The organism is Mesorhizobium sp. P2_F8, from assembly GCF_056403655.1.
Window position 1 is genome coordinate 56,103 of the sequence record NZ_JBFUFB010000016.1, and the last position, 25,087, is coordinate 81,189.

Sequence of the window (25,087 nt, forward strand, 5' to 3'; positions counted from 1 at the left end):
AAACGGTGATGGAGCAGGATGGTTCCTTCCTCCAGTGATTTCCAAAATAGACGGGCGCAAAGAGGCGGCTTCGCGGCGCGATTTCGGCAAACCCGCCCGACGCGGAAACCTCAAGAAAATGTGATCATTTTGGTTCGCGCTTGAGCCGAGGGAAATGCCAACAGCGCTACCGCCTTCGTTTGGGCTTCTCCAGTAGCGCCACGGCCTCGACGTGAGGCGACCACAGGAACTGGTCGATCGGCGTCACGCTTTTCAAGGTGTAGCCGCCGTCGAGCAGGATTCGCAGGTCGCGAGCCAGCGTGACCGGATTGCAGGATACGGCCGCGACAAACGGAACGTCCGAGCGTGCGATCTGCTTCGACTGGTCCTCGGCGCCGGCGCGGGGCGGGTCGAACACCAGGCCGTCGAAGCCATTCAATTCCTTGAAGGTCAGCGGCCGGCGGAACAGGTCGCGGCGCTCGCCTGTCACCCGCTTCAGGCCGGTCGCGAAGCGCGAGCCCCGGTCGAGCGCCGAAAGGGCTGGCGCATCGCCTTCGACCGCATGGACTTCCGACTTCTCTGCCAGCCGCAAGGCAAAGCTGCCGCAGCCGGCGAACAGATCGGCGACCTTCTTGGCGCGCTTCAGATGTCCGCCGACGATATCGGCCATGGTCTGTTCGGCGGCCTCGGTCGCTTGCAGGAAGGCGCCCGGCGGCACGGCGACCGCGACATTGCCGAACATGACCACAGGCTTCCTTGGCTCGATGATGATCTCGTCATCGATGGACAGCCTGGCAAATCCCTGAGCCAATACGAAGTTGGAGGCGATCCGACGCTGGTGTTCGCCCAGTTTGCCGGACTCGTAGACTGCGACGTCAAGGCCCGACCCGGTCACGGTGACCGCCAGCCGGAACGATTTGGTGGTGGCGCACACCAGTTCGGCGAGCGCCTTCAGCCGATCGAACGCGCTGACGATCTCGGGCAGCGAGATCGGGCATTCCGATATCGAGATGATTTCCGGCGACAGATGGCGATTGAAGCCGAGCAGCATGCCTGTGTCGGTGCGTCGCGCGGCGAGCACGACGCGGCGGCGCGTGTGCGGCGCGCAGGCGACCAGTTCGCCGATGTCGCAATCGATGCCCTTGCCCTTCAGCGCGTGCACCACCTTTTCGCGTTTCCATTGGCGATAGGCTGCGGCTTCGAAATGCTGGAGCGCGCAACCGCCGCATTCGGTGAAATGGCGGCAGGCGGGATCGATGCGCAGCGGCGAAGCCTCTAGCACCGCCATCAGCGTGGCACGGTCTTTTTCGCGCGCGGCGGTGACGACCTCCCCGGGTAGTGTGAAGGGAATGAACAGATCGCCGCTCTCGGTCTCGGCGATGCCGTCGCCCTGGGCGCCAAGTTTCCTGATGCTGAATCGCGCGCTCATCGATCCTTGATCCCACCGAGCAGGAATTCGCGATTACCGTCGCCGCCTTCGATCGGCGACAAATGCAGGCCCAGCGAACGCCAGCCTGGAACAGCGTCCAGCCAATCCTGCAGCAGGCCGGCGACACGGGCGGCGTCGTAGGGATCCTTCAACAGGCCGCCCTTGCCGATTGCTTCGCGGCCGGCCTCGAATTGCGGCTTGACCAGAAACATGGCACCGGCACCAGCCTTCGCAAGGCCAAGCGCCGGCGGCAGCGCCAGTTTCAGCGAAATGAAACTGACGTCGGAAACGACGAAATCCGGGATCCGGCCGGCCAGATCATCGGCTGTGAGATCGCGCGCGTTCAGGCCCTCGATGACAGTTACGCGCGGATCGCCGCCGATATCGGCATGCATCTGGCCATGCCCGACATCGATGGCGGTGACGTGGGCCGCGCCGCGCTCGAGCAGCACCTGGGTGAAGCCGCCGGTCGAGGCGCCGATGTCGAGCGCCTCGCGGCCGGCGGGATCGAGGCCGAAATGGTCGAGCCCACCGATCAGTTTCAGCGCCGCACGCGACACATAGCCCTGCGCCGGATCATCGATGGCGATCAGGCATTGCGGCGAAACGTTCTGGCCGGGCTTGCGGGCTATGACGCCGTCCACCATCACCGTGCCACGCTCGACCGCGTCGCGGGCGCGCGAACGGCTGGCAAAAAGGCCCCGCTGGACGAGCAGGTCGTCGAGCCGCTGGCGGGGGCTGGCTGGCAGAGGCGAGTTCATTGGCCTTCATGGCGAAAGCCGGTCGCGAAGGCAAGGATATTGGGGCGGGACAAGGAACATCGTTCGAAAGCATGCGAACACTTCAAGCCGCTGCGCCGCTTGCGAGCATCGCATCGGCCCGGCACAATACCAAGCAGGAGCGCCGTACTGTCCGAACGAGGAAGGACGAATGCTGACAGGAACCTGCCACTGTGGTGCGACCCACTGGACCCTGGAGGGTGATCCCGGTCCGGTCACCGCGTGCAGTTGCACGCTTTGCCGTCGCTATGGCGCGCTCTGGGCTTACGACTATGTCGACGAACGCATCCGCGTCGCGGGACCGATGAAAAGCTACACGCGCCCCGGAAAGGACACGCCCTCGCTTGAGATCCTGTTCTGTCCCACTTGCGCTTGCGTGCTCGCCTGGCGTGGCTTGGGCTCCAGCGCCACTGGCCGCACTCGAATCGCCGTCAATGTAAGGCTTGCGCCGCCGGAGGCCGTCGCCGACTTGCCGATCGACCATTTCGATGGCCTCGACACTTACGACGACCTGCCGCGCGATGGCCGCTGCGTGCGCGACATGTGGTTCTAAAGCGCGCCGCGCTTGGACGGCGGCATGCTCTAGAAAATGGTTCGCGAAACCCGGCGATCGACGGCTGGAGACAAACCGTCATCCCGATTTCCCGAAGCCTGCTCGCCCGGATGCTCGGTCGCAGGCGCCTGCGCTGGCACAGGGTCCGGCAGGACAACCAGTTGCGGCACCTGCTTGTAGGAAAAGCCGCCGCGAATATCGCCCATCTTGCCGGCGATGATGCCCATGGCCGCCTTTTCGAGACTGCGATCATAGCGCGTTTCGGCGGCGGCCGGCGCGACGATGACCGCTGAAAGCGCCACGCCGCACAGAAGCGTTCTCATTGTTTTTGTCTCCCTGCCTGGTCACGATCTAGCAGGGCGCCGTTGAAAAACGGCCAAGAGACACGGTAAGCAAAGCGCCAAACGGCAGCGTTAACAATGCGTTAAAGCATCAAGCCGGCAAACTGATTCAAGCCCTTGAGATATTGATTCAGGCGCGCTGGGCGCGGGCTGTATGGCCAAGCGCGACGAACACCGTGCGCACGATGCCGGCGGCATCAAGCCCGGCATCGGCATACATCTTTTCCGGCTTGGCGTGGTCGGTGAACGCGTCGGGCAGCACCAGCGGGCGTACCTTCAGGCCACTTTCAAGCAAGCCCTCATGGGCGAGGAACTGCAACACATGGCTGGCGAAGCCGCCGACGGCGCCCTCTTCCACCGTCACCAGAACCTCGTGCGAGCGGGCCAGCCGGCGGATCAGATCCTCATCGAGCGGCTTGGCGAAACGGGCATCGGCGACCGTGGTGGAAAGCCCGGCCGCGCCAAGCTCCTCGGCGGCGATCAGGCAATCCTGCAGCCGCGTGCCGAAGGACAGGAGTGCCACCTTGGTGCCTTCCCTGACGATACGGCCCTTGCCGATTTCGAGCACCGCGCCGCGCTCCGGCATGTCGACGCCGACGCCGTTGCCACGCGGATAGCGGAAGGCGATCGGGCCGTCATCATAGCTTGCCGCGGTGCGCACCATGTGGCGCAGTTCCGCCTCGTCTGCTGCTGCCATCACCACGAAACCGGGCAAGGTTGCCAGGAAGGTGGTGTCAAAGGCGCCGCAATGGGTGGCGCCATCGGCGCCGACGAAGCCGGCGCGGTCGATGGGAAAGCGCACCGGTAGTTTCTGGATCGCGACGTCGTGGACGACCTGGTCGTAGGCGCGCTGCAGGAAGGTCGAATAGATCGCGGCGAACGGCTTGTAACCTTCGGTGGCGAGGCCGGCGGCGAAGGTCACCGCGTGCTGTTCGGCGATGCCGACATCGAAGATCCGCGAGGGAAATGCTTCACCGAACAGGTCGAGGCCGGTGCCGCTCGGCATGGCTGCGGTGACGGCGACGATGCGGTCGTCCTCGCGGCCTTCCCTAACCAGGCTTTCGGCGAAGACCTTGGTGTAGGCCGGCGCGTTGGCCGGCGCCTTCGCCTGCGCTCCGGTGATGACATCGAACTTGTTGACGCCGTGATACTTGTCTGCGGCGGCTTCAGCCGGCGCGTAGCCCTTGCCCTTCTGGGTGACGACATGGATCAGCACCGGGCCTTCGCCATTGTCGCGGACGTTCTTCAGGACCGGGATCAGATGCTCGAGGTTGTGACCGTCGATCGGGCCGATGTGATAGAAGCCGAGTTCCTCGAAGAGCGTGCCGCCGGTGACGTAGCCGCGTGCATGCTCGACCGCCCGGGTGATCGCACGGTCGGCGCGCTTGCCGAGATAAGAGGTCAGTTTCTTACCGAAGTCGCGCAGGCCGACATAGGTCTTGCCCGAGGCCAGACGCGCCAGATAGGCGCTCATCGCGCCGGTCGGCGGCGCAATCGACATGTCGTTGTCGTTGAGGATGACGATCAGCCGGGCATCGAGCGCGCCGGCATTGTTCATCGCCTCGTATGCCATGCCGGCCGACATGGCACCATCGCCGATGACGGCGATGACGTTGTTGCGGCCGCCGGAGAGATCGCGGGCGGCGGCCATGCCGAGGCCGGCCGATATCGATGTCGAGGAGTGAGCGGCACCGAAGGGATCGTATTCGCTCTCGGCGCGGCGGGTGAAGCCGGACAGGCCCCCTTCCTGGCGCAAGGTGCGGATACGGTCGCGACGGCCGGTCAGGATCTTGTGCGGATAGGCCTGGTGGCCGACATCCCAGATCAGCCGGTCATCCGGGGTGTTGAAGACATAATGCAGCGCGACTGTCAGCTCGACCACGCCAAGGCCGGCGCCAAGATGGCCGCCGGTGTGGGACACCGCGTCGATCAGTTCGGCACGAAGCTCGGATGCCAGTTGCGGCAATTCGCTCTCGGCAAGCGTGCGCAGGTCGGCCGGGATGCGGACCTTGTCGAGAAGGGGCGTATGCGGCGTTGCGTTCAAGGGTAGGCCTACTCAGGCTTTCTGTTCATGGGCGAGATAGGCCGCCGGCCGGCGAAAGTAAATGCGTGTCAGTGACGCGGATCAGGCTTTAGGTCTTTGCCTTATGTATGTCGTTCTCCCAAAACCGGGTCACTTTTGGGCGACATGCATCAGCTTTCCGGCAGCGGGATGAATTCTTCCTCATCGCCAGGAACGATATCGAAGCGGCCCGTCTTCCATTCTTGCTTGGCCTGTTCGATGCGCTCCTTGGAGGACGAGACGAAATTCCACCAGATGTAACGCTTCGAGCCGAGCGAGGCGCCGCCGAACAGCATGAAATGGGCGCCGCCTTCCGACGATACGACGATCTCGTCGCCTGGCCGGAACACCAGCAGTCGCTCGGCTGGAAAAACATCGCCTGAAATCGAAACGTCGCCCTCCAGCGTGTAGATGGCGCGCTCTTCCGCATCGGCCGGGATTTTCACGCTGGCGCCCGGCGCCAGCCTGAGGTCGGCATAAAGCGTCTCGGAGTGAGCCCTCACCGGCGACCGCAGTCCCTGGAAGTCGCCGATGACGACGCGCCCGGTGACGCCTTCGGCATCGATCTCGGGGAGGCGCAAGGCAGCGGTGTTCTCGAAAACCGGTGCCACTTCCTCCTTGCCGTCCGGCAGTGCCAGCCATGTCTGCAGGCCGGAGACCGACATCGGCGCGCCACGCAATTCCTCCGGCGTGCGCTCGGAATGGACGATGCCGCGGCCAGCGGTCATCAAATTCACGTCGCCGGGCTGGATGACCATTTCGGTGCCGAGTGAATCGCGATGCCTGATCTTGCCGTCGAACAGATAGGTCACCGTCGACAGCCCGATATGCGGATGCGGACGGACATCGAGCGCCTGGCCCGCGCGCAGGATCGCCGGGCCCATGCGGTCGAAGAAGATGAAAGGCCCGACGAGCCGTCTTTTGGCGGTCGGCAATGCGCGGCGTACCTGGAAACCACCGATGTCCTTGGCGTTCGGAATGACCATCAGCTCGATCTGGTCGCTGGCAAAGGCGTCGCCGACTTCAGGGTCTTTCCCGGGGAAGAAGCTCATGGACTCTCCTTGTCAGCGGCCGTGCCTGCTTGTCGCATCAGGCAAAACGGATCGCTGATTTCGCGCGCGCCTTGGCGGCCACCTCTTCGCGATTGCGAGGATGCTGATGGGTTTCGAGGGAATCGAGAAGCTCACGCGCCGATGCCGCGATGGCTTCGACCGCATGATCGAAGGCGTGCTGGTTCTGCTTCGAAGGTCGCGTCGTTCCGCTCAATTTGCGGACAAACTGAAGTGCGGCGTCGCGCACCTCGTCATTGGTTGCCGGCGGATCAAAATTGAACAGGGTCTTGATGTTTCTGCACATCGTTTCCGAACCTCCTCTTGTCCTGAAGCCGTTTCAATCGGGACGGCTGCTATCCTCGACTATGATCATGTCCAAAAGCCGGTGAGGCAAGACCATCGTTCGGGAAGCATGACTCAGTCGGCGTCGAGCGGCTCGGTTCCAACCGGCTTGCCGTCGCGCGACAGCCTGATCTTCTCGACCTTGTCCTCGGCGGCCTTCAGCAGCCGGTCGCAATGCGCCTTCAGCGCCTCGCCGCGCTCATAGATCCTGATCGACTGGTCGAGCGGCACGTCGCCACGCTCCAGATCATCGACGATCTTTTCCAGCGCGTCGAGTGCCTGCTCGAAGCTCATCGCCTTGACGTCTTCGTTGGTCTCTCCAGCCATCATTCACCCTTTCATCAGTCGCCCGACATGGGCGGCGACCGAAAATGCCAGTCCCTGCAGATCGTAGCCACCCTCGAGCAGGCTGACGAGCCGGTTGCCGCTGTGGCGTGTGGCGCGCTGCATCAGCTGGCCGGTCGCCCAGTCGAAATCATCCTCGGTCAGATTGATCTCGGCCAGCGGATCGCGATGGTGCGCGTCGAACCCCGCCGAAATGATGATCAGGTCGGGCGCGAAATTGTCGAGCGCCGGCAGGATACGCGACAGCAAGGCATCGCGAAAAACCTCGCTGCCGGTCTGCGGCGCCAGCGGCGCGTTGACGATGTTGCCGGCGCCGGTCTCGCTCTTCGCCCCGGTGCCGGGATAAAGCGGCATCTGGTGCGTCGAGCAATAGAGCACCGACGGATCGTCCCAGAAAATGTCCTGCGTGCCGTTGCCGTGATGGACGTCCCAGTCGACGACCGCAACGCGCTCGACGCCATGTTTCTTCTGCGCATAGCGCGCGGCGATCGCCGCCGTGTTGAAGAGGCAGAAGCCCATGGCCGTGGTTTTTTCGGCATGGTGGCCGGGCGGCCGCGCGGCGACGAAGACGTTGTCGGCGCGGCCGGCAAAGACATCGTCTACGGCGGCGTTGGCGGCGCCGATCGCGGTTATCGCCGCTTGCCAGCTCTTCGGGCTGACTGACGTGTCGGCGTCGATGCGGGCGATGCCCTCGTCGGGAATGGCGGCGCGGACGCGGGCGACGAAATCGGCGGGATGCGCGTAGAGAATGGTGGCCTCGTCGCCTTCCGGCGCCTTGATGCGATCGAGCGCGACAAAAGCTTCATCGTCAAGCACCCGCTCGATGGCGCGCAAGCGATCCGGCCGCTCAGGGTGACCGGGGGGCGTGATGTGCTCAAGGAAGATCGGATGGGTATAGAGACGTGTGGTCATCTTCCCTATCTAGTGCCCCGACGTCGCGATGGCCATGCGTTGTGGCCTGATGGCTGGGGAAAATCACACATGCGTCCATTGGTGTCGCTGCAGGCATTGGCGTCGTCAGCGCTTCGGCGTAAGGTCGCCGCCACTGCCTGGTGCCCGCCGCAAGCGGGAGAATCGGGAACACGGTTGAACTCCGTGGCGTGCCCAACGCTGTAAGGGGGACCGCGCCGGTAAATGCCACTGTCGATGACGGGAAGGCACCGGACGCGGGTTGATCCCAAGCCAGAAGACCGGCCTGGCAGGCATCGTCATCCGCATGGTCAGGCGGAAGACATCCACAGCAATCGCAAGGGGACACGCGATGCCAACACACATGACCGCCTCTGTTGGCGACGGATTTGACCAGAGTGCGCGCGATGCGGTCTATCGCGCCATGTTCACGCGGCGCGACGTGCGCGGCCATTTCCTGCCAGCCCCGCTCGACGATGAGGTGCTGGCGCGGCTGCTGCTTGCCGCGCACCATGCGCCGTCGGTCGGCTTCATGCAGCCTTGGAATTTCATCGTCATTCGCGATGCCGAGCGACGGGAAAAAGTGCGTGACCTGTTCCTGGCGGCGCGAGAGCAGGAACTGCCGGCCATCGCGGAAGAACGACAGGCGCTCTACCGCAAGCTCAAGCTGGAAGGCATCTGCGAAAGCGCGCTCAACATCTGCATCACCTGCGACCGGCAGCGTTCGAAGGGTTCGCCGCTGGGGCGCTGGCACAATCCGGAGATGGACCTCTACAGCACGGTTTGCGCGGTGCAGAACTTCTGGCTGGCGGCGCGCGCCGAGGGTGTCGGGGTCGGCTGGGTCAGCATCATCGAGGCGCAGGCATTGAAAAGCCTGCTGTCAATTCCCGAGCATGTTACGCCGGTCGCCTATCTCTGCGTCGGCCGTGTTTCCGAGTTCGCGCCAAAGCCGGACCTCGAAGCGCATGGCTGGGGCCGCCGCTTGCCGCTGCCGGAACTGATCATGAGCGAGACCTTTTGCGGGCAAGGTGAAGCGTTGCTCAAATCGACCGTGGCGCGCCTCAACGGGGTCGATGCCGCGCCGGCGACCACTGCCGATCAGCGCGTCGCGCCGGCCGTGCCCCAGCGCGAACCGCCGAAGGAGGCCAGCGCCTTGTCCTTGAGTTCCCTGAACTTCGACGACGCTTCGGCTAGCCGGGCGTCCCAGGCGGGATCGGGCACCTGGCCCTCAATGGTCCTGAAATAGACCTGCATCAGGCAGGCGATGGCGAAGGGTTCGATGAACGCCGCCTTGAAGGCCCAGGCGAAGACGATGGCGAGCACGAAAGCCCAGCCGGCAAGCTGCCCGGGCATGAGGAAAAGAATGGCGCCGGCAGGCGCCAGCATCAGCAGGAAGATAACGAACGAGACGCCCCACATGATGACCGCCAGCCAAACGGCGTTCTTGACCATGATCTTGCCGTTCTGGGCATAGAGCACGACGCCTTGGCGGGCAGTCTCGAACGGCGAGGCTGAATTGATGCGGATGTTGTAGCCAAGGATGATCTCGTCGACAAAGGTCAGCGACAGGCGGATCACCGTGTTGATGAAGCTGACTAGGCCGCCCAGGCCCGGGATCGGCAGGAAAGCGGCGATGCCGCCGAGCAGCCCGGTGATGGCGCGAATGGCGCCCTTGACCAGCTGGTCGACGACGAAAAGGATGTTGGCCTCGGCAAAACGCTGGGTCACGATGTCCTTGGCATAGGCAATCTGGTTCTGGCCGTCGGGAATGTCGCGGCCGTCGACCAGGTGGACCATGACCGCGACATGGCCGGCCTTGACGACATAAAGGATGTATTCGCGGATCCAGTAGACGGCGATCGAGACGATGCCGAAGCCGACCACGCCGCCCCACAGGGCAAAGGACAGCGGCCCGTCCGGGTCGGTGGAGATATGGCCAACGCCGTAGCCAACGGAGGCGCCCGTGCCGGTCGCGACGATATAGGCCAGCGTGATGCCGAAATAGACGATCATGCGAAAGACAATGAAGGGCCAGGTCCGCATCATGATGGACACCGACCTGCCGATATTGAAATCCCACATGCCCCCGAATCTCCGCTCAGAGATGGCGCGAGAGGATGCGCTGAAACCGGCTGTTGTCAATCGTGGGCAGTGGCGCGCCAGACCAGCAATGGGGATTTCAGTTCGGCTGGGAATCCTGCTTCTTGAGCAAGCCTTCGAGCAACTGCTTAAAGGCCGCCACCACCTTCTTCGACGTCGCTTCGGGGTCGCTCGAATTGGCGATCCGCTGCGCTGCCTGGCTGCTCGCCCCGTTGATCAGCCGCGAGGCAGTCTCGGGGTCGAGGCTGGGAACGACCACGCCCTCCTCCTGCAGTCTGGTCAGATGATCGGTCATTGAACCGACACATGCATTGGCATTCGGCCATTGTGCAGGATCCCCCAGCACGGCCGGGCCATCCCGGAACATGATGCGCTGGATTTCCGGCTCCAACGCCATTTCGATATAGGTCGTGCATTCGTCGACGAAATGCTGCCAGCGGGTCGGTGCTTTCGACGCCACTTCGTTCACGCGCGCCGCCATCTCCCCGTCGATTTCGGCGATAACCGCCTGCAGCAAGCCCTTCTTGTCGCCGAAGTGATGATAGAGTGCGCCGCGCGTCAGTCCGGCCGATGCGGTGAAATCATCCATCGACGCCTGGGCATAGCCGATCGTGCCGAAGGCGTGGCGGGCCGCCGCGATCAGCTTGGCGCGCGTCTCGGCGATCATCTCCTTGCGAGGTTTGTGCATGGCTTCTGGACCTACTAACATACGCCTCGTATGCCAATTGACATACGCGGCGTATGATCTATCTAACACTCATACGCATCGTATGTAATTGTCGAATCCGTCTTTGTCGAGGAACCGGACCATGCAAAATCCCTATTCGGAGATCTTTCGCGCCCCTGGCKCCAAGGGCTTTGCAGCAGCGGGCTTCATGGCGCGGCTGCCAATCGCGATGGCGCCAATCGGCATCGTGGCGATGCTGTCGCAGACGCGTGGCGAATACTGGCTGGCCGGCGCGGTCTCGGCGACATTCGCGCTGGCCAACGCTTTCGTGGCGCCGCAAATATCAAGGCTTGTCGATCGCCTTGGCCAGACGCGGATCGTCGTGCCCACCACGATCATCTCGGTGCTCGCTTTCGCCGTCCTGATTGCGGCGGCCAACCAGGACTGGCCGGTATGGATGCTGTTCGTGTCGGCGCTGCTGGCGGCGGCGATGCCCAGCATCCCGGCAATGGTGCGCGCTCGCTGGACCGAGATTTTTCGCGGACGGCCCGAGATGAACACCGCATTCGCCTTCGAGTCGGCTGCGGATGAACTGGTCTACATTGCCGGCGCATCGCTGTCGGTCGGCCTGAGTGCCGCCCTGTTCCCGGAAGCAGGGATGCTGGTGAGCACGCTGTTTCTCGCCTTCGGCTCGACGGCGTTTATCCTGCAGCGCTCGACCGAGCCGCAAGTGCGGCCGGTGGAACATGGGTCGCGCGGCTCGGCAATCCGCCTGCGGCCGGTGCAGATCATCACCTTTGCCCTGATCTTCATCGGCGCGACCTTCGCGACGACGGAAGTGAGCACCGTGGCGATCACCAAGGAACTTGGCCAGCCAGGCGCCGCAAGCCTCGTCATTGGTGTCTACGCGCTGGGATCGTTCGTGCTCGGCATCATCGTCGGCGCGCTCAACCTGAAAGCACCGCTGCAACGCCAGCTTGCCATCGCAATCGCCATCATCGCGCTGAGCACCTTGCTGCCGCTCACCGCCGGCACGGTGCCGCTGCTGGCGTTGACCGTCTTCGTCAGCGGCGTGGCGATCTCGCCGACCTTCATCACGGCGTTCGGCCTGATCGAACGGCATGTGCCGGAGGCGATGCTGACCGAGGGCATCACCTGGGTGACCACCGGGATCGGCATCGGCATGGCGCTGGGCTCGTTCGCCGCCGGCTCGGTGGTGGATGCGTTCGGCGCCCAGAACGGGTTCTGGGTGTCGGTTGCGGCGGGCACGATCGCACTGGTCACCGTGTTGCTTGGTCAGCGCAGCCTGGCCACGCCTGAATGCGGCCTGGATGGCTGCGAAGCAGCCGTCGTTCCCGCCGGATGATCCCCGAAGCGCCCGGTTTCGAACGGACCGGGCTCTATCCCCAGCGGTTGCCCTTCAGAGAATCTCGGTCTTGGCGATGTGGATGCCAAAGCCCTCGAGACCTACGTAGTGGCGTTCGCGCGAGGCGATCAGATTGATCGAGGAAATGCCGAGATCCTTGAGGATCTGCGCACCGAGGCCGATTTCACGCCATTCATTCTCACGGCGGCGCGCCTCTTCGTGATCCTCGCGGTCGCCGCTCGCCGGCCGCTTGCGCTCCTGGTGGGCAACGCCGACCGAGCCCTCGCGCAGGTAGACGATGACGCCACGCCTGCGCTCGCCCATCGCCTTCATGATGCCGTCGAGCCGGTGGCTGGTGCCGAACACGTCGGTCACCACATCCTCGGAATGCAGGCGCACCGGCACCTCCTCGCCGTCGCGGATGTCGCCGAAGACAATGGCGACGTGATGCATGGGGTCCCAGGGCAGCGTGTAGGTGAAGACCTGCGCCTTGCCGCCGAGCGTGTCGATTTCCGAGCAAGCCACGCGTTCGACCAGCGTTTCCTTGCGTTGCCGGTAGGCAATGAGGTCGGCGACCGAAACCTGTTTGAGACCATGCTCTTCAGCAAAGGCCGAAACCTGCGGGCCACGCTTGACGGTGCCGTCGTCATTGACCAGTTCCGAAATGACGCCGACCGGTGCCAGGCCGGCGAGCTTGCACAGATCGACCGCGGCTTCGGTATGACCCGAGCGCATCAGCACGCCGCCTTCGCGCGCGATCAGCGGGAAAATGTGGCCGGGGCGGACGAAATCCGAGCCGCCGACATTGCCGTTGGCGAGATTGCGCACGGTGAGCGTGCGGTCCTCGGCCGAAATGCCTGTTGTCGTGCCGTGCTTGAAATCGACGCTGACGGTGAAGGCGGTGGTGTGGGCGGAATCATTGTCGGCCACCATCGGCGCCAGGTTGAGCCGCTTGGCCTCCTCGCGCGGCATCGGCGTGCAGACGATGCCGGAGGTGTGACGGATGATGAACGCCATCTTCTCCGGCGTGCAATGGACGGCGGCGACGATCAGGTCACCCTCGTTCTCACGTCCATCATCGTCCATGACAACAACGATCTCGCCGCGCTCGAAAGCGCGCAGGGCTTCGACGATTTTCTTCTGGTCGTAAGGCATAGGCGCTCGTTTCACTCGCAGGGAAATAAGGGAGTAGGGCAGTACGGGAGTAGGGAAAAGGAAAAAATGGCTGTCTCGGGTGGGTAGCGTAACATATTCCCCTACCGCCCTACTCCCCTACTCCCTTACCTGTCTGTCCCCGATGACGCAGATAATGATCGGCAATGGCGCAGGCAACCATCGCCTCGCCGATCGGCACGGCGCGGATGCCGACACAGGGATCGTGACGCCCCTTGGTCATGATCTCGACGTCGTTGCCGTCCTTGTCGATCGACTTTCGCGGCGTCAGGATCGACGAGGTCGGCTTGACGGCGAAACGGGCGATGATCGCCTGGCCGGTCGAGATGCCGCCGAGGATACCGCCGGCATTGTTGGACAGGAACACAGGCTTGCCGTCATTGCCCATCCGCATCTCGTCGGCATTCTGCTCGCCGGTGATGCGGGCGGCCTCGAAACCGTTGCCGATCTCGACGCCCTTGACCGCGTTGATCGACATCAGGCCGGAGGCAATGTCCTGATCGAGCTTGGCGTATATCGGCGCGCCGAGGCCGGCGGGAACGCCGTCAGCAACGATCTCGATCACCGCGCCGACCGAGGACCCTGCCTTGCGGATGCCATCGAGATACTGGGTAAAGACGGGAACGGACGCCGGATCGGGAGTGAAGAACGGATTTTCCGCGTCACCGATGAAGTTCCAGTTCCAGTTGGCGCGGTCGATGGACTTTTCGCCCATCGACACCAGCGCGCCGCGCACCACCATGCCGGGCACCACCTTGCGGGCGAGTGCGCCTGCTGCGACGCGTGCCGCAGTCTCGCGGGCCGAGGAGCGGCCGCCGCCGCGATAATCGCGCAGGCCGTATTTGACGTCATAGGTGTAGTCGGCATGGCCCGGCCTGTATTGGCGGGCGATCTCGCCATAGTCCTTCGAGCGCTGGTCGACGTTCTCGATCAGCATCGAGACCGGCGTGCCGGTGGTGATCATCGTCTCGCCGTCCTCGTCGAAGATGAAGCCCGACAGCACTTTCACTTCGTCGGGTTCGCGGCGCTGGGTGACGAAGCGTGACTGGCCAGGCCGGCGCTTGTCGAGCTCGGCCTGGATGTCTCGCAGAGTGAAGCGGATGCCGGGCGGACAGCCGTCGACCACACAGCCGAGTGCGGCGCCGTGGCTTTCGCCCCAGGTGGTGACGCGGAAAAGGTGGCCGAACGTGTTGTGAGACATGAAATGACCCTGCCCGGCATCGGAGCCAGCTTAGCACATGACCCGAAAAACGAAGCCGTTCTCGCAAGGGATCATACGCAAATCAAAAAGTGCCACAGCGTCCTCCGCGCACCCAGGAGGACGCTCGGCGCCGTGGCCTGCCTTCTATTGGCGTTTTTCACAGTGGTCAAACTGTGATCTGGCGGATTTAGTTTTGACACATTCGGTTGGTTTCTGCTCTCTTCCATTCGCCTGCCGCCGCCCACGCCGGTGCAATGATAACGAGGAACGATTATGCGTACCCTGATTGGCGCCGTAGCCGCTACGCTGCTGCTTTCCACCGCCGCTTTCGCCGGCCAGACCGAAGGCCTGATCAAGAAGATCGACAAGGACACGGCGACGCTGACGCTGGATGACGGCAAGTCCTACAAGCTGAATGCCGAGACAGATCTCGACTCGCTGAAGCCGGGCATGGATGTCGTCATCGCTTACGATGAGACCAATGGCGAAAACATCGTCACCGACATGCAATTGCCCGACACCGAATAAGCGCCTTCCGGCCCCGCACGGCGCGCTTGCCAACGCCGTCCGTTGGTAGCAATCTCAGCTCGCAGATCCAGCCATCAAGTGGAAGATGCGAGCGGGGACCGAACAATGTGCAGCGACTGCGAAGGCGAAGGGGTCGACCGGAGGGATTTCCTCAAGGTCGGCGCGGCGGGGCTCGTTGCGATCGGTCTCGGTGGAGCTTCGTGGTCCGCGCGTGCGGCAGAGAGTGCTGCGCCGGCATTGTCCCCTGATGCAGCGCTCGCCGCGCTGAAATCCGGCAACGAGCGCTATGTCAGCCACCCGGAACTGTGCTCGATCGACCTTGCCGCGCAGCGGAAGGCTGTCGCCGGGCATCAGGCGCCTTGGGCTACCATCATCAGTTGCGCCGACAGTCGCGTTCCGCCCGAGTTGATCTTCGGCGGCCAAGGCGTTGGAGAGCTATTCGTCGCCCGGAATGCCGGCAACCTCGCCGACACTGCGACGCTCGGCACGGTCGAATACGGCGCGGCGGTGCTCGGCTCGCCATTGATCGTTGTCCTCGCGCACACAAGCTGCGGTGCCGTTAAGGCGGCTTGCGACGTGGTCACCAAGAACGCGACCTATCCGGGCGCGATCGGCCCGATGATCGAACCGATCCTGCCTGCGGCGATCGCGGCGCGGAGCGAGGCAGGCGATTTCGTCGACAACACCGCCAAGGAGAGCGCGCGCAGGACTGTGCGGCGCCTGGCTGCTTCAAGCAAGCTCCTGGCCGATCTCACCGGGGCCGGGAAGCTGAAGATCGTCGCGGCAATCTATAATCTTGAAACGGGTGTGGTGACCTACATCGAATGACACGTTCATCGGAACGACCGGGTCAAATGTTGGGAGCCTTCCAAACCCTGGGATGAACAAGCGTCCTGGCTAGGACTGCGACAGCCACTCAAGGCGGTCACCCTGCAGCCTGAGCACGCGGTCCTGTGGTATCTCCAGGTTGGCTGCCTCGTCCTCCGCCACCCCAAGCACGAAGCGAAACAGAGCCCGCATGACCCCGCCGTGCGTCACGCAGATCGTCTGGCGTTGGATCGCGTCGAACCAGGGCTTCACCCGTTCGAGCAGCATCTGGTAACTCTCCGCGCCCTCGCCGGGCGGCTGGAAGTTCCATTTGTCCAGCGCGCGTGTACGGCGCGCGCCAGGATACCGCGTCTTGAGCTCGGCATAGGTAAAACCCTGCCAATCGCCGAAATTCACTTCCACCAGGCGAGGATCGGTTCGATAGGCATTCGGATCGAGCTTCATCGCGGCGCGGATGCGCTGCATCGTTTCGCGCGTCCGCTTCATTGGGCTGGCAACGAAATCGAAATCCGCGGGATTTTGCACCACCTCGGCCAACCGATGACCGTTTCCGGTCGCCTGCTCGCGGCCAAGCGCATTGAGGTCGGTGTCGGCCTGCCCCTGAAGCCGGGATTCGGCGTTCCACGCGGTCTGGCCGTGGCGCACGATATAAACCAGCGGGTACATCAGGTCTTCCGGTACGGGATCGGGACGGACGACGGTGGTGGATGTTAGTCCTTGACCGTCGAAATATCCGGCGCGTCGACCGCCTTCATGCCAACGACGTGGTAGCCTGAATCGACGTGATGCACTTCACCCGTGACGCCGCGCGACAGATCGGACAGGAAATAGACGCCGGAATCGCCGACTTCCTCCTGCGTCACCGTCTGCTTCAGCGGCGAATTGTATTCGTTCCACTTCAGGATGTAGCGGAAGTCGCCGATGCCTGATGCGGCAAGCGTCTTAATCGGGCCGGCCGAAATGGCGTTGACGCGGATCTTCTTGGCGCCGAGGTCGACCGCGAGATAACGCACGCTGGCCTCAAGCGCCGCCTTGGCGACACCCATGACGTTGTAGTGCGGCATGACCTTTTCGGCGCCGTAATAGGTCAGCGTCAGCAGCGAGCCACCATTGCTCATCAACGCCTCGGCGCGCTTGGCGATGGTGGTGAAGGAATAAACCGAAATGTCCATGGTGCGCAGGAAATTGTCGCGCGTCGTCTCGACGTAGCGGCCGGTCAACTCGTCCTTGTCGGAAAAAGCGATGGCGTGGACGAGGAAATCAAGCTTGCCCCAATGCCTGGCGACACTGGCGAAAACCTCGTCCAGGCTGGCCGGATCGGTGACGTCGCAATGGCCGGCGACAAAGGCGCCGAGTTCCGCCGCCAGCGGCTCGACACGCTTCTTGAACGCCTCGCCCTGGTAGGTGAGCGCGATCTCGGCGCCATGGTCGACACTGGCCTTGGCGATGCCATAGGCGATCGATCTGTTGTTGGCGACGCCAAGAATAAGGCCGCGCTTGCCGGCCATAAGGCCCTGTCCACCCGCCATGTCAGCGCTCTCCGCAAGATTTTTCAGCTTTGTGGAGTGCCCTATCGCACAGGCACACTGCCCCTTCAAGCGTTCAAACCGGACAGTTCGGGGGACAAAAGCCGCCAATCAGCCATTTTGGCTGCGCAGCAGCGCTTCGAGCGCGCTATCGCCGCCTTCCGGCAGCATGATCCGCACATGGGCGTAGAGATCGCCATGGCCGCCGGCTTTCTCCGGCAGGCCCCTGCCCTTCAGCCGCAGCACCTTGTCCGAGTTCGACCAGGCGGGAACGTTGACCGCGAGCTTGCCGGTCGGCGTCTCGACCGGCACCTTGGCGCCGAGCACCGCATCCGCCAGCGTCACCGGCAGATCGGCATGCAGGTCGCGGCCCTCGATGCGGTAGCGCGGATGCCGGCGCAGATGGACCTTGACCAGCGCATCGCCCGGCTGGCCCGGCCCTTGCTCGCCCTGCCCCTTTAGCCGGATGGTCTGGCCATCCTCGACATAGGCCGGCAGCTTGACTGCCACCTTGCGGCCGTCGGGGAACATCGCCGTCACCTTTTCGGCGGTTGCCGCCTCCTCGATGGTGACGTCGAGTGTCACATTCAGGTCGGCAGCGGTCGCCGGCTGGCGGCGGTCGCCCGCGCCGGGGCCGCGCGCGCCCGAAAAGGCGTCGCCGAAAATCTGGCTGAAAATATCGCTGTTACCGTCGAACGGATCACCGCCAGGACGGCCGGAGCGGAATTCGAAGCGCGAGCCGCCGGCTCCTTGCTGCCGGCGAAACCCGCCAAAGGGATCACCGCCACCAGCGGCGCCCTCAAAGCCCTGGAAACGCGGCTTGCCGTCGGCATCGATCTCGCCGCGATCGAACGCGGCCCGATTCTTCTCGTCGCCGACGATCTCGTAGGCCTGGTTGGCCGCGGCAAAACGGTCCTTCGCCTTGGGATCATTCGGATTCTGGTCCGGATGATGCTTCTTGGCGAGCTTCCGGTACGCCGATTTTATGTCCTTGGCCGATGCGTTCTTGGCAACGCCCAGCACCTCATAGGGGTCGCGCATGCTTACTGCCCTGGAAAAGGAGTGAGTCTCTGGTTGCCCCCTATATGCGCTCGCATAGGAAGAAATTCCAGTGGCCGAGCACCATATCAAAAACGGAAAATCAGAGCGCCTTGAAGTCCTGCATGTGCCAGCCGCCGGCGCTGGCCAGGCAAAGTTCGCCTTCGAACATGGCAACGCCATCAAAGCTCTCGCGCGAGGCCCTGAAACGGCGGCATGTCTGGCCCTTGTCCTTCAATTCCGCCAGTTCGGTGATGGAGCCTCGCGACCCGGTGCCTGCATTCGCCCACGGCACGGCCTGTCCGCCGAGCTGCTCGATATCGGCCGAGGACACTGCATTGCCGATCGTCGTCTGGTCGGAGTCGCGATCCGAACTCACCGGCGCGGAGGGGACGGACGTGCTGCTGGTCAGGATCGAGCGGTCGACTTCTGCTTTTTCCAGGCTGAAGCCACCAGCGCCGCAGGCGGCAAGCGGCAGAGCGATCATCATGATCGCGGCTTTGGCGCTGGCTGAAGCAATTAGGCCGCTTTGCCTGCTGTCAAAAGCTTGCGCGATACGCGACAATCTGCAACCTCCCCCGCCTCGTAACGATTTGAGAAAAACTATGAGTGACACAGAGTTAACAAGCAGTGACTTTACCGAGGCGGCGGAGCCGTTTCGGCTCTTTGCCGCATGGCTGGAGGACGCCACCAAGAGCGAAATGAACGACCCAAACGGCGTGGCGCTGGCGACCGTCGATGCCGACGGCATGCCGGATGTGCGAATGGTTCTGCTCAAGGGGTTCGATGAAGGCGGGTTTGTGTTCTACACGAATTTCGAGAGCGCCAAAGGCCAGGAGATTCTTGGCAGCATGAAGGCGGCGATGTGCTTCCATTGGAAATCGCTGCGCCGCCAGGTGCGCATTCGCGGTCCGGTGGAGATCGTCAGCGACGCCGAAGCCGACGCCTACTACGCGACGCGACCGCGTGGCAGCCGCATCGGCGCCTGGGCCTCGAAACAGTCGCGGCCGCTGGAAAGCCGCTTTGCTCTGGAAAAGGCGGTGGCCGAATACACGGCGCGCTATCCGATCGGCGAAATTCCACGGCCAAAGCATTGGTCGGGCTTCCGCATCGTGCCCACAACCATCGAGTTCTGGCATGACCGGCCGTTCCGGCTGCATGACCGGGTGGTCTTTTCCAGAGACGCCAATGGCGATTGGGACAAGACGAGGCTTTATCCCTAAAAGCTCAGCCTTTCTTCCTGGTCATGAACGCCGTGAGCGCAGCGCGCGCCTCGTCCGATTTCAGCCGCGCGCGAAAATGTTCGCTTTCCTCGCCTATGCGGGCGAGGAGGTCGTCGCGCGAGCCGCGCATCAGGTCGCGCGCGATCTTCAAGGCCTGCGGTGGCTTGGCCGCGATCTGGCCGGCCGCCGTCAGCACCGAGGCCTCCAGCGCGTCTTCCTCGACCACATCGTAGATCAGGCCGGCGGTTTTCGCCCGTTCGGCCGAAAAACCCTCGCCGAGGCCGAGCAGTGCGAAAGCAGCCTGCTGCCCCAGGATGCGCGGCGCCAACAGGCTGGAGCCCGCCTCGGGCACCAGTCCGAGATCGACAAAAGGCGTCCTGAACACGGTGCGCGGCGTGGCGAAGGTCAAGTCGCAATGCAGGTTGAGCGTCGTGCCGATGCCCACCGCGATGCCGTCGACGCCGGAGACAATGGGTTTCTCGACCTTGGCCAGCGCCATCAGGAAGTCCCAGACCTCGGTGCCGCCGTCGCCACCGGTGGCGACGACCATGAAATCGGCAAGGTCGTTGCCGGAGGAGAAGGCGCCGGGCACGCCCAGGAAGACATGGACGCGGATCGCCGGGTCGGCATCACCTTCGGCCAGAGCAGCCGACATTTTCGCATACATGGCGCGCGTCAAGGCGTTCTTCTTGTCCGGGCGGTTCATGCGGATGATCTGGATGGCGCCCTGGCGCTCGACGAGGATATGGTCTGTCACGGGTTTTTCCTTGTGAACGTCAGGCAGAGATGAGCGCCTTGCCGGCAGCGGCGAGGCTTTCGGCGCCATCGACAACGCGGTCCTTCAGGGCACTGACCTCACCGAGCAGGTTTTCGGCGAAGAAGCGGCAAAGCGCGATACGGCCCTGATCGGCAAGCGCGCCCTGCGCCAGATAGGCCCCGCCGGCAGCCAGCGAGATCAGCTTGAGATAGGGCGTAGCACCCGCCAGCGCCTCGTCCGACCGGCCATCGACGGACCGTTCTTGCAGGAAGCGGGTCGCTTCGCTGAGCTCACCGAGGGCCTTGTCGAGAGCATCGGCGGTGCGGCCGAAACCCTCAAGATTCGATGTCCGCACGGCATTGGCGACCGCCGCCAGTTCGTCGATGAAGCCATGCACGTGTTGGCCGCCGCCGAGCGGCAGCTTGCGCGTGACCAGATCGATCGCCTGGATGCCGTTGGTGCCCTCATAGATCGGTGCGATGCGCGCATCACGATAGAATGCCGCCGCGCCGGTCTCCTCGATGAAGCCCATTCCGCCATGCACCTGGAGGCCGAGCGAGGCAACCTCTACGCCGACATCCGTCGAAAAAGCCTTGGCGAGCGGCGTCAACAGATTGGCACGGTCGCGCCAATGCGCCGCCTCATCGCCGGCCGATACGCGCGTCAGGTCGATGGCATGGGCGCAGCAGTAGCTGATGGCACGGGCCGTCTGCGTCAGCGCCTTCATGGTCAGGAGAGTGCGCTGCACATCGGGATGATGGACGATCGGCGCCATGCCGGCGCCGGCGTAGCTTGCCGCCTTGCCTTGCCGGCGCTCATTGGCATAAGCGATCGCCTTCTGCGTGGCGGCTTCCGCGACCGCGACACCCTGCATGCCGACGGAAAGGCGGGCGTTGTTCATCATGGTGAACATGCAGGCCAGGCCCTTGTTCTCCTCGCCGATCAGCCAGCCGATGGCGCCAGGCGCAGCGCCCCCGAAGCCATCGCCATAGATCATGGTGCAGGTCGGCGAGGCGTGGATGCCGAGCTTGTGCTCCAGGCCGGAGCAGAAGACGTCGTTGCGCGCGCCCAGCGATCCATCGTCGCCGACCAGGAATTTCGGCACCAGGAACAGCGATATGCCGCGCGTGCCGGCCGGCGCATCGGGCAGCCGTGCCAAAACCAGATGGATGATGTTGTCGGTAAAGTCGTGCTCGCCATAGGTGATGAAGATTTTCTGGCCGAAGATGCGGTAGGTGCCGTCACCCACCGGCTCGGCGCGGGCGCGCAAGGCAGCGAGATCCGAGCCGGCCTGCGGCTCGGTCAGGTTCATCGTGCCCATCCATTCGCCGGAGACGAGCTTTTCAAGATATTTCGACTTGAGTGCCTCAGAGGCGTGCTTGTCGAGCGCCTCGACAGCGCCCATGGACAGCGTCGGGCCGATGCCGAAGGCCATGGCGGCTGAGTTCCACATTTCGAGCGCTGCGACGCCAAGCATGGTCGGCAACGCCTGGCCGCCATACTCCTCGGGCCCGGACAGCGCATTCCAGCCGCCGTCGATCCAACGGCGATAGAGTTCCTTCCAGCCGCGCGGCGTGGTGACGATAGCGTCCTTCAGCACCGCACCTTGCTCATCGCCGATCTTGTAGAGCGGCGCGACTTCGTCGGTGGCGAAGCGGCCGGCCTCGCCAAGAACGGCATCGACCAGATCCTCGCCGAGATCGCCGAACATGCCGGCATCAAGGGCGGACTTGAGACCAGCCACGTGCTTGAGCGTGAAAGCGATATCCTCGACCGGTGCCCGATACATGCCGCTCCCTCCTCCTGATATAGGCCCACCGATCCTAGGACCCGCACTGCCGCAAAACCATCCACCTTTCAGCGGCGGCCTCCCATCTTCTTTTTACGTAAACGTCAAACTTTGTCACGTGGATTTTGCAATCGCGCCGACACGTATTAGATTCTATCGACGCCGGATCAAGTCGACCGGCGACAGACCGAACCAACAGACCGGAACCACCCATGCTTGCCAGACCTGATGCCTATCGATGCATCGAATGCGGCCTGCCCTATCGCGCGGCAGGGTTCTCGTACCATCAGGGCAGATTGGAAAACGGCGCCGCCTACTGGTCGGATCGCGGCATATTATGCTCGCCGCAATGCTCCCTCGCCCACCACCGCAAACGCGCCGCCGAGGGCACTCTGCCGCAAGAGCCGGCGCCAGACCCGTTTGAATTTCAGCCACTCATCAGGCGATAGCTTTGCCGGCGCCAGCCCTGCGGAAGCACTTCCTTAACCATGACGGTCCAGGATTTGTCTTTGGTTAACGGGGATTCCCTGTTTGAAAACGCCGGCGCATCTTCTACGCCGCTCAGCGATCGCTCTCGCGGCGATGATGGCGCTGATTTCAGCGGCAAAAGCCTCGGATTTTTCCGAGCCGTGGAAGAACGCCGACCGTGCCCTGGTCGTCGACGCCTACGAGTACAATTCCATCGACTGGGCCCAACTTGCCACCGACAAGCGGATCGTCGGCTTCATCAACAAGGCATCCGACGGCATGCCGCCACCCTATTTCTGTTTCGGCGACGACACCGAGGTGAAGCTCTGCAAGGCGCTGTGGAAACGCCACGCGGTGACGCGCGAACTGTTCCAGACACGCAAGGTGGTCGCCAAGGCGCTCGGCCTGAAATGGGGAGCCTATCACCTCGCCCGCCCCGGCAATCCGGTCGAACAGGCCAATAATTTCCTCGATTTCGCCGAACCCGCGCCTGACGACCTGCTGGCTCTCGACATCGAGGGCAATGATCCTTCGCAGTGGATGTCGCTCGAAGATGCCGAGGAGTTCGTGCGCCAGGTGCATCGGCGCATCGGCCGCTTCCCGGTGCTCTACTCCAATGGCAAGACGGCCCAGTACATTGCCGACAACAGCTACAGGTACCGGCTCTTGTCGCGGCTGCCGCTCTGGTATGCCCGCTACAAGCCCGACATCGACGTGCATTTTCCGATGGGCAACTGGCAGGGCTACGCGCTGTGGCAGTTCTCGGCGCAAGCCAATTGCGGCCGGCTCCGCTGCCCTTACAGGGTCGCCGGCACGCCCAAGGACATCGACGTCAATGTCGCGCCGACGGACGCCGCCACGCTGCGCGCGCAATGGCCTTTCGGTGGTCTCATCGATGTGCCGCCTGACTATCTCGCCTCGATACCGTTGCCGGTGTCACGCGAAGCCGGCCTCGCCGGCAATGTCACGATCACCTACGCCTCGGTGGCGGCGCCGCCGACCTTCGAGGATATGGTCGCGGCGCTGGGCACGCGCTGGACGAAGTTCCGCGACGGCTTCCGCATGCCTGTCGTGAAGACCGTGCCGCGGCGGCCGACTTTCGGCATTGTCCAATATGTCGCCTGGAAGCGGACCGAACAGCGTTCGCCGTTGCAACTCGACGCCGCCTTTGCCGCCGCCGATCCGCTCAGCACCGCTTCGACCGAGATCGATCGCGGTTTGCGATAAGCTACCGTCGCAGAATTTTAGTCTGCCTGCTCGCGTGCCACGGCCTGCCAGCCAATGTCGCGGCGACAGAATCCATCCGGCCAATCGATCCGGTCGAGCGCGGCGTAGGCGCGTTTCTGCGCCTCGCCGACCGTTGCGCCTGATGCCGTGACGTTGAGGACGCGGCCGCCATTGGCAACCAGCGCGCCGCCGTTTATGGCCGTGCCGGCGTGGAATATCTGGACGCCTTCGGCCGCCGCGTCTTCGACGCTGCGGATGACCGATCCCTTTTCCGGCGTGCCTGGATAGCCCCTGGCCGCCATCACCACGGTGAGTGCGGCCTCGTCGCGCCAGCGCACCGAGGTGTGTGCAAGCTGGCCGTCGGTTGCCGCGTTGAGCAGGACCAGCAGATCGTCCTTCAGCCGCATCATCAGCACCTGGCATTCCGGGTCACCGAAACGGGTGTTGTATTCGATCAGCTTTGGCCCCTTGTCAGTGATCATCAGCCCGGCGAAGAGAATGCCGGCGAAAGGCGCGCCCAGTTCAGCCATGCCGCGCATGGTTGGCTCGATGATCTCGCGCATGGTGCGTTCGATCATCTGCGGCGTCATCACCGGGGCCGGTGAATAGGCGCCCATGCCGCCGGTGTTGGGGCCGACATCGCCGTCGCCGACGCGCTTATGGTCCTGCGCGGTGCCGAAGGGCAGCGCTGTGGTGCCGTCGCAGAGGCAGAAGAAACTTGCCTCCTCGCCAGTCATGAATTCCTCGACCACCACTTCCGCGCCTGCGGCGCCGAAGGACCCCTCGAAACAGGCATCGAGCGCCGCCAGTGCTTCGTCCAGCGTCATGGCGACGGTAACGCCCTTGCCTGCCGCAAGGCCATCGGCCTTGATGACGATCGGTGCGCCGGTCTTTTCGACATGGGCCTTGGCGGACGCCAGATCGCCAAAACGGCCATAGGCGGCGGTGGGGATGTCGTATCTGGCGCAGAGATCCTTGGTGAACCCCTTCGAGCCCTCCAGCCGAGCGGCAGCCCTGGAAGGTCCGAAGACGCGAATGCCTTGCGCACGCAGATCGTCGGCGATGCCGGCGACCAACGGCCCTTCCGGGCCAACCACGACGAGGTCGATCTTCTTGTCCTTGCAGAAGGCGGCAACGGCTTCGTGATCGGAAATGTCCAGCTTCACCAACTCGGCCTCGCCGCCGATGCCCGGATTGCCGGGAGCCGCATAGAGCTTTGTCAACAACGGCGACGCGGCGATCTTCCAGGCGAGCGCATGTTCGCGGCCGCCGGAGCCGAGAAGAAGAACGTTCATGGCCACCTCGTGATGCCTATTAACCTGCAGAGCACCCGCTATTGCTCTCTGCACGATGGGTCAAGGCATCAGGGTGCTTTGATCGGATTTGCGCACGGGAACGTTACCCC

Annotated in this window: 26 protein-coding genes, 1 pseudogene and 1 riboswitch; of the genes and pseudogenes, 8 read left to right on the top strand and 19 right to left on the bottom strand. The window is 63.6% G+C overall.

The window, feature by feature from the left end:
* Positions 1-166: 166 nt before the first annotated feature.
* Both AC1DZP_RS29930 and AC1DZP_RS29935 read right to left on the bottom strand, forming a co-directional pair.
* The gene (locus tag AC1DZP_RS29930) at positions 167-1,408 is read right to left on the bottom strand and encodes a class I SAM-dependent RNA methyltransferase (protein ID WP_477226027.1); all 1,242 of its coding nucleotides are present in this window, start codon (positions 1,406-1,408) and stop codon (positions 167-169) included.
* Entirely contained in the window at positions 1,405-2,169 is a 765-nt protein-coding gene (locus AC1DZP_RS29935) for a TlyA family RNA methyltransferase (protein WP_477307380.1), read from the bottom strand. Before AC1DZP_RS29935 ends, AC1DZP_RS29930 begins: the two co-directional genes overlap by 4 nt.
* Positions 2,170-2,338: 169 nt before the next feature.
* On the opposite strand from AC1DZP_RS29935, the gene AC1DZP_RS29940 reads away from it, so the two are divergent.
* Entirely contained in the window at positions 2,339-2,740 is a 402-nt protein-coding gene (locus AC1DZP_RS29940) for a GFA family protein (RefSeq protein WP_477307382.1), read from the top strand.
* 29 nt (positions 2,741-2,769) lie between these two features.
* Here AC1DZP_RS29940 and AC1DZP_RS29945 read toward each other — a convergent pair whose 3' ends face one another.
* From AC1DZP_RS29945 to AC1DZP_RS29970, 6 genes are all read right to left on the bottom strand, one after another.
* Complete coding sequence (locus tag AC1DZP_RS29945; protein WP_477307384.1) at positions 2,770-3,063, bottom strand: hypothetical protein; 294 nt, start codon at positions 3,061-3,063, stop codon at positions 2,770-2,772.
* 148 nt (positions 3,064-3,211) lie between these two features.
* Positions 3,212-5,125 (bottom strand): 1-deoxy-D-xylulose-5-phosphate synthase, encoded by a 1,914-nt coding sequence (dxs, locus tag AC1DZP_RS29950; RefSeq protein WP_477307386.1) that lies wholly within the window; start codon positions 5,123-5,125, stop codon positions 3,212-3,214.
* Positions 5,126-5,274: 149 nt separating this feature from the next.
* On the bottom strand, positions 5,275-6,195 hold the full coding sequence (locus AC1DZP_RS29955; protein WP_477307388.1) for a pirin family protein: 921 nt from the start codon (positions 6,193-6,195) through the stop codon (positions 5,275-5,277).
* Positions 6,196-6,232: 37 nt separating this feature from the next.
* The gene (locus tag AC1DZP_RS29960) at positions 6,233-6,499 is read right to left on the bottom strand and encodes a DUF2277 domain-containing protein (protein WP_095091923.1); all 267 of its coding nucleotides are present in this window, start codon (positions 6,497-6,499) and stop codon (positions 6,233-6,235) included.
* Positions 6,500-6,612: 113 nt separating this feature from the next.
* Complete coding sequence (locus AC1DZP_RS29965) at positions 6,613-6,864, bottom strand: exodeoxyribonuclease VII small subunit (RefSeq protein ID WP_013532792.1); 252 nt, start codon at positions 6,862-6,864, stop codon at positions 6,613-6,615.
* 3 nt (positions 6,865-6,867) lie between these two features.
* The gene (locus AC1DZP_RS29970) at positions 6,868-7,794 is read right to left on the bottom strand and encodes a histone deacetylase family protein (RefSeq protein WP_477307390.1); all 927 of its coding nucleotides are present in this window, start codon (positions 7,792-7,794) and stop codon (positions 6,868-6,870) included.
* 121 nt (positions 7,795-7,915) lie between these two features.
* Positions 7,916-8,095: riboswitch (cobalamin riboswitch) on the top strand.
* Between the two features lie 60 nt (positions 8,096-8,155).
* On the opposite strand from AC1DZP_RS29970, the pseudogene bluB reads away from it, so the two are divergent.
* Positions 8,156-8,773 (top strand): annotated as a pseudogene (gene bluB, locus AC1DZP_RS29975) (5,6-dimethylbenzimidazole synthase); the annotation flags it as partial.
* A 116-nt stretch (positions 8,774-8,889) separates the two neighbouring features.
* Here the strand turns inward: bluB and AC1DZP_RS29980 are convergent.
* Together AC1DZP_RS29980 and AC1DZP_RS29985 are read right to left on the bottom strand one after the other, a co-directional pair.
* On the bottom strand, positions 8,890-9,873 hold the full coding sequence (locus AC1DZP_RS29980; protein ID WP_477307392.1) for a hypothetical protein: 984 nt from the start codon (positions 9,871-9,873) through the stop codon (positions 8,890-8,892).
* A 97-nt stretch (positions 9,874-9,970) separates the two neighbouring features.
* Positions 9,971-10,579, bottom strand: a complete 609-nt coding sequence (locus AC1DZP_RS29985) for a TetR/AcrR family transcriptional regulator (protein WP_477307395.1) — start codon at positions 10,577-10,579, stop codon at positions 9,971-9,973.
* Positions 10,580-10,700: 121 nt separating this feature from the next.
* Here AC1DZP_RS29985 and AC1DZP_RS29990 point away from each other — a divergent pair, with 121 nt between their 5' ends.
* The gene (locus AC1DZP_RS29990) at positions 10,701-11,924 is read left to right on the top strand and encodes an MFS transporter (RefSeq protein ID WP_477307397.1); all 1,224 of its coding nucleotides are present in this window, start codon (positions 10,701-10,703) and stop codon (positions 11,922-11,924) included.
* 54 nt (positions 11,925-11,978) lie between these two features.
* Here the strand turns inward: AC1DZP_RS29990 and ribB are convergent, their stop codons facing one another.
* On the bottom strand, positions 11,979-13,079 hold the full coding sequence (gene ribB, locus AC1DZP_RS29995; RefSeq protein WP_095091919.1) for a 3,4-dihydroxy-2-butanone-4-phosphate synthase: 1,101 nt from the start codon (positions 13,077-13,079) through the stop codon (positions 11,979-11,981).
* A gap of 109 nt (positions 13,080-13,188) precedes the next feature.
* A complete protein-coding gene (gene aroC / locus AC1DZP_RS30000) occupies positions 13,189-14,298 on the bottom strand; it encodes a chorismate synthase (protein WP_477307399.1) in 1,110 nt (369 codons plus the stop codon).
* 273 nt (positions 14,299-14,571) lie between these two features.
* On the opposite strand from aroC, the gene AC1DZP_RS30005 reads away from it, so the two are divergent.
* Entirely contained in the window at positions 14,572-14,826 is a 255-nt protein-coding gene (locus tag AC1DZP_RS30005) for a DUF1344 domain-containing protein (protein ID WP_095091917.1), read from the top strand.
* A 105-nt stretch (positions 14,827-14,931) separates the two neighbouring features.
* The gene (locus AC1DZP_RS30010) at positions 14,932-15,654 is read left to right on the top strand and encodes a carbonic anhydrase (RefSeq protein ID WP_477226015.1); all 723 of its coding nucleotides are present in this window, start codon (positions 14,932-14,934) and stop codon (positions 15,652-15,654) included.
* Positions 15,655-15,723: 69 nt separating this feature from the next.
* On the opposite strand, the gene AC1DZP_RS30015 is transcribed toward AC1DZP_RS30010, so the two are convergent.
* The 4 genes from AC1DZP_RS30015 to AC1DZP_RS30030 all read right to left on the bottom strand — a co-directional run bounded on the left by AC1DZP_RS30015 (position 15,724) and on the right by AC1DZP_RS30030 (position 18,783).
* A complete protein-coding gene (locus tag AC1DZP_RS30015) occupies positions 15,724-16,320 on the bottom strand; it encodes a histidine phosphatase family protein (protein WP_477226014.1) in 597 nt (198 codons plus the stop codon).
* Between the two features lie 44 nt (positions 16,321-16,364).
* Positions 16,365-17,183: an enoyl-ACP reductase FabI gene (gene fabI, locus AC1DZP_RS30020; protein ID WP_477307401.1), complete on the bottom strand. Its 819-nt coding sequence runs from the start codon at positions 17,181-17,183 to the stop codon at positions 16,365-16,367.
* Between the two features lie 108 nt (positions 17,184-17,291).
* Positions 17,292-18,221, bottom strand: a complete 930-nt coding sequence (locus AC1DZP_RS30025; RefSeq protein ID WP_477307403.1) for a DnaJ C-terminal domain-containing protein — start codon at positions 18,219-18,221, stop codon at positions 17,292-17,294.
* A 100-nt stretch (positions 18,222-18,321) separates the two neighbouring features.
* Positions 18,322-18,783, bottom strand: coding sequence for an RT0821/Lpp0805 family surface protein (locus AC1DZP_RS30030; RefSeq protein ID WP_457151485.1), 462 nt, complete (start codon positions 18,781-18,783; stop codon positions 18,322-18,324).
* Positions 18,784-18,823: 40 nt separating this feature from the next.
* Here AC1DZP_RS30030 and pdxH point away from each other — a divergent pair, with 40 nt between their 5' ends.
* A complete protein-coding gene (pdxH, locus tag AC1DZP_RS30035; RefSeq protein ID WP_477307404.1) occupies positions 18,824-19,441 on the top strand; it encodes a pyridoxamine 5'-phosphate oxidase in 618 nt (205 codons plus the stop codon).
* A 4-nt stretch (positions 19,442-19,445) separates the two neighbouring features.
* Here pdxH and AC1DZP_RS30040 read toward each other — a convergent pair whose 3' ends face one another.
* Both AC1DZP_RS30040 and AC1DZP_RS30045 read right to left on the bottom strand, forming a co-directional pair.
* Positions 19,446-20,198, bottom strand: a complete 753-nt coding sequence (locus AC1DZP_RS30040; protein ID WP_477307406.1) for a crotonase/enoyl-CoA hydratase family protein — start codon at positions 20,196-20,198, stop codon at positions 19,446-19,448.
* 19 nt (positions 20,199-20,217) lie between these two features.
* The gene (locus AC1DZP_RS30045) at positions 20,218-21,987 is read right to left on the bottom strand and encodes an acyl-CoA dehydrogenase (protein WP_477307408.1); all 1,770 of its coding nucleotides are present in this window, start codon (positions 21,985-21,987) and stop codon (positions 20,218-20,220) included.
* A gap of 212 nt (positions 21,988-22,199) precedes the next feature.
* Here AC1DZP_RS30045 and AC1DZP_RS30050 point away from each other — a divergent pair, with 212 nt between their 5' ends.
* Both AC1DZP_RS30050 and AC1DZP_RS30055 read left to right on the top strand, forming a co-directional pair.
* The gene (locus AC1DZP_RS30050) at positions 22,200-22,436 is read left to right on the top strand and encodes a hypothetical protein (RefSeq protein ID WP_457151481.1); all 237 of its coding nucleotides are present in this window, start codon (positions 22,200-22,202) and stop codon (positions 22,434-22,436) included.
* A 133-nt stretch (positions 22,437-22,569) separates the two neighbouring features.
* Positions 22,570-23,682 (top strand): glycoside hydrolase family 25 protein, encoded by a 1,113-nt coding sequence (locus tag AC1DZP_RS30055; protein WP_477307432.1) that lies wholly within the window; start codon positions 22,570-22,572, stop codon positions 23,680-23,682.
* A 17-nt stretch (positions 23,683-23,699) separates the two neighbouring features.
* On the opposite strand, the gene purD is transcribed toward AC1DZP_RS30055, so the two are convergent.
* Positions 23,700-24,977, bottom strand: coding sequence for a phosphoribosylamine--glycine ligase (gene purD / locus AC1DZP_RS30060; RefSeq protein ID WP_477307411.1), 1,278 nt, complete (start codon positions 24,975-24,977; stop codon positions 23,700-23,702).
* Between the last annotated feature and the right edge of the window lie 110 nt (positions 24,978-25,087).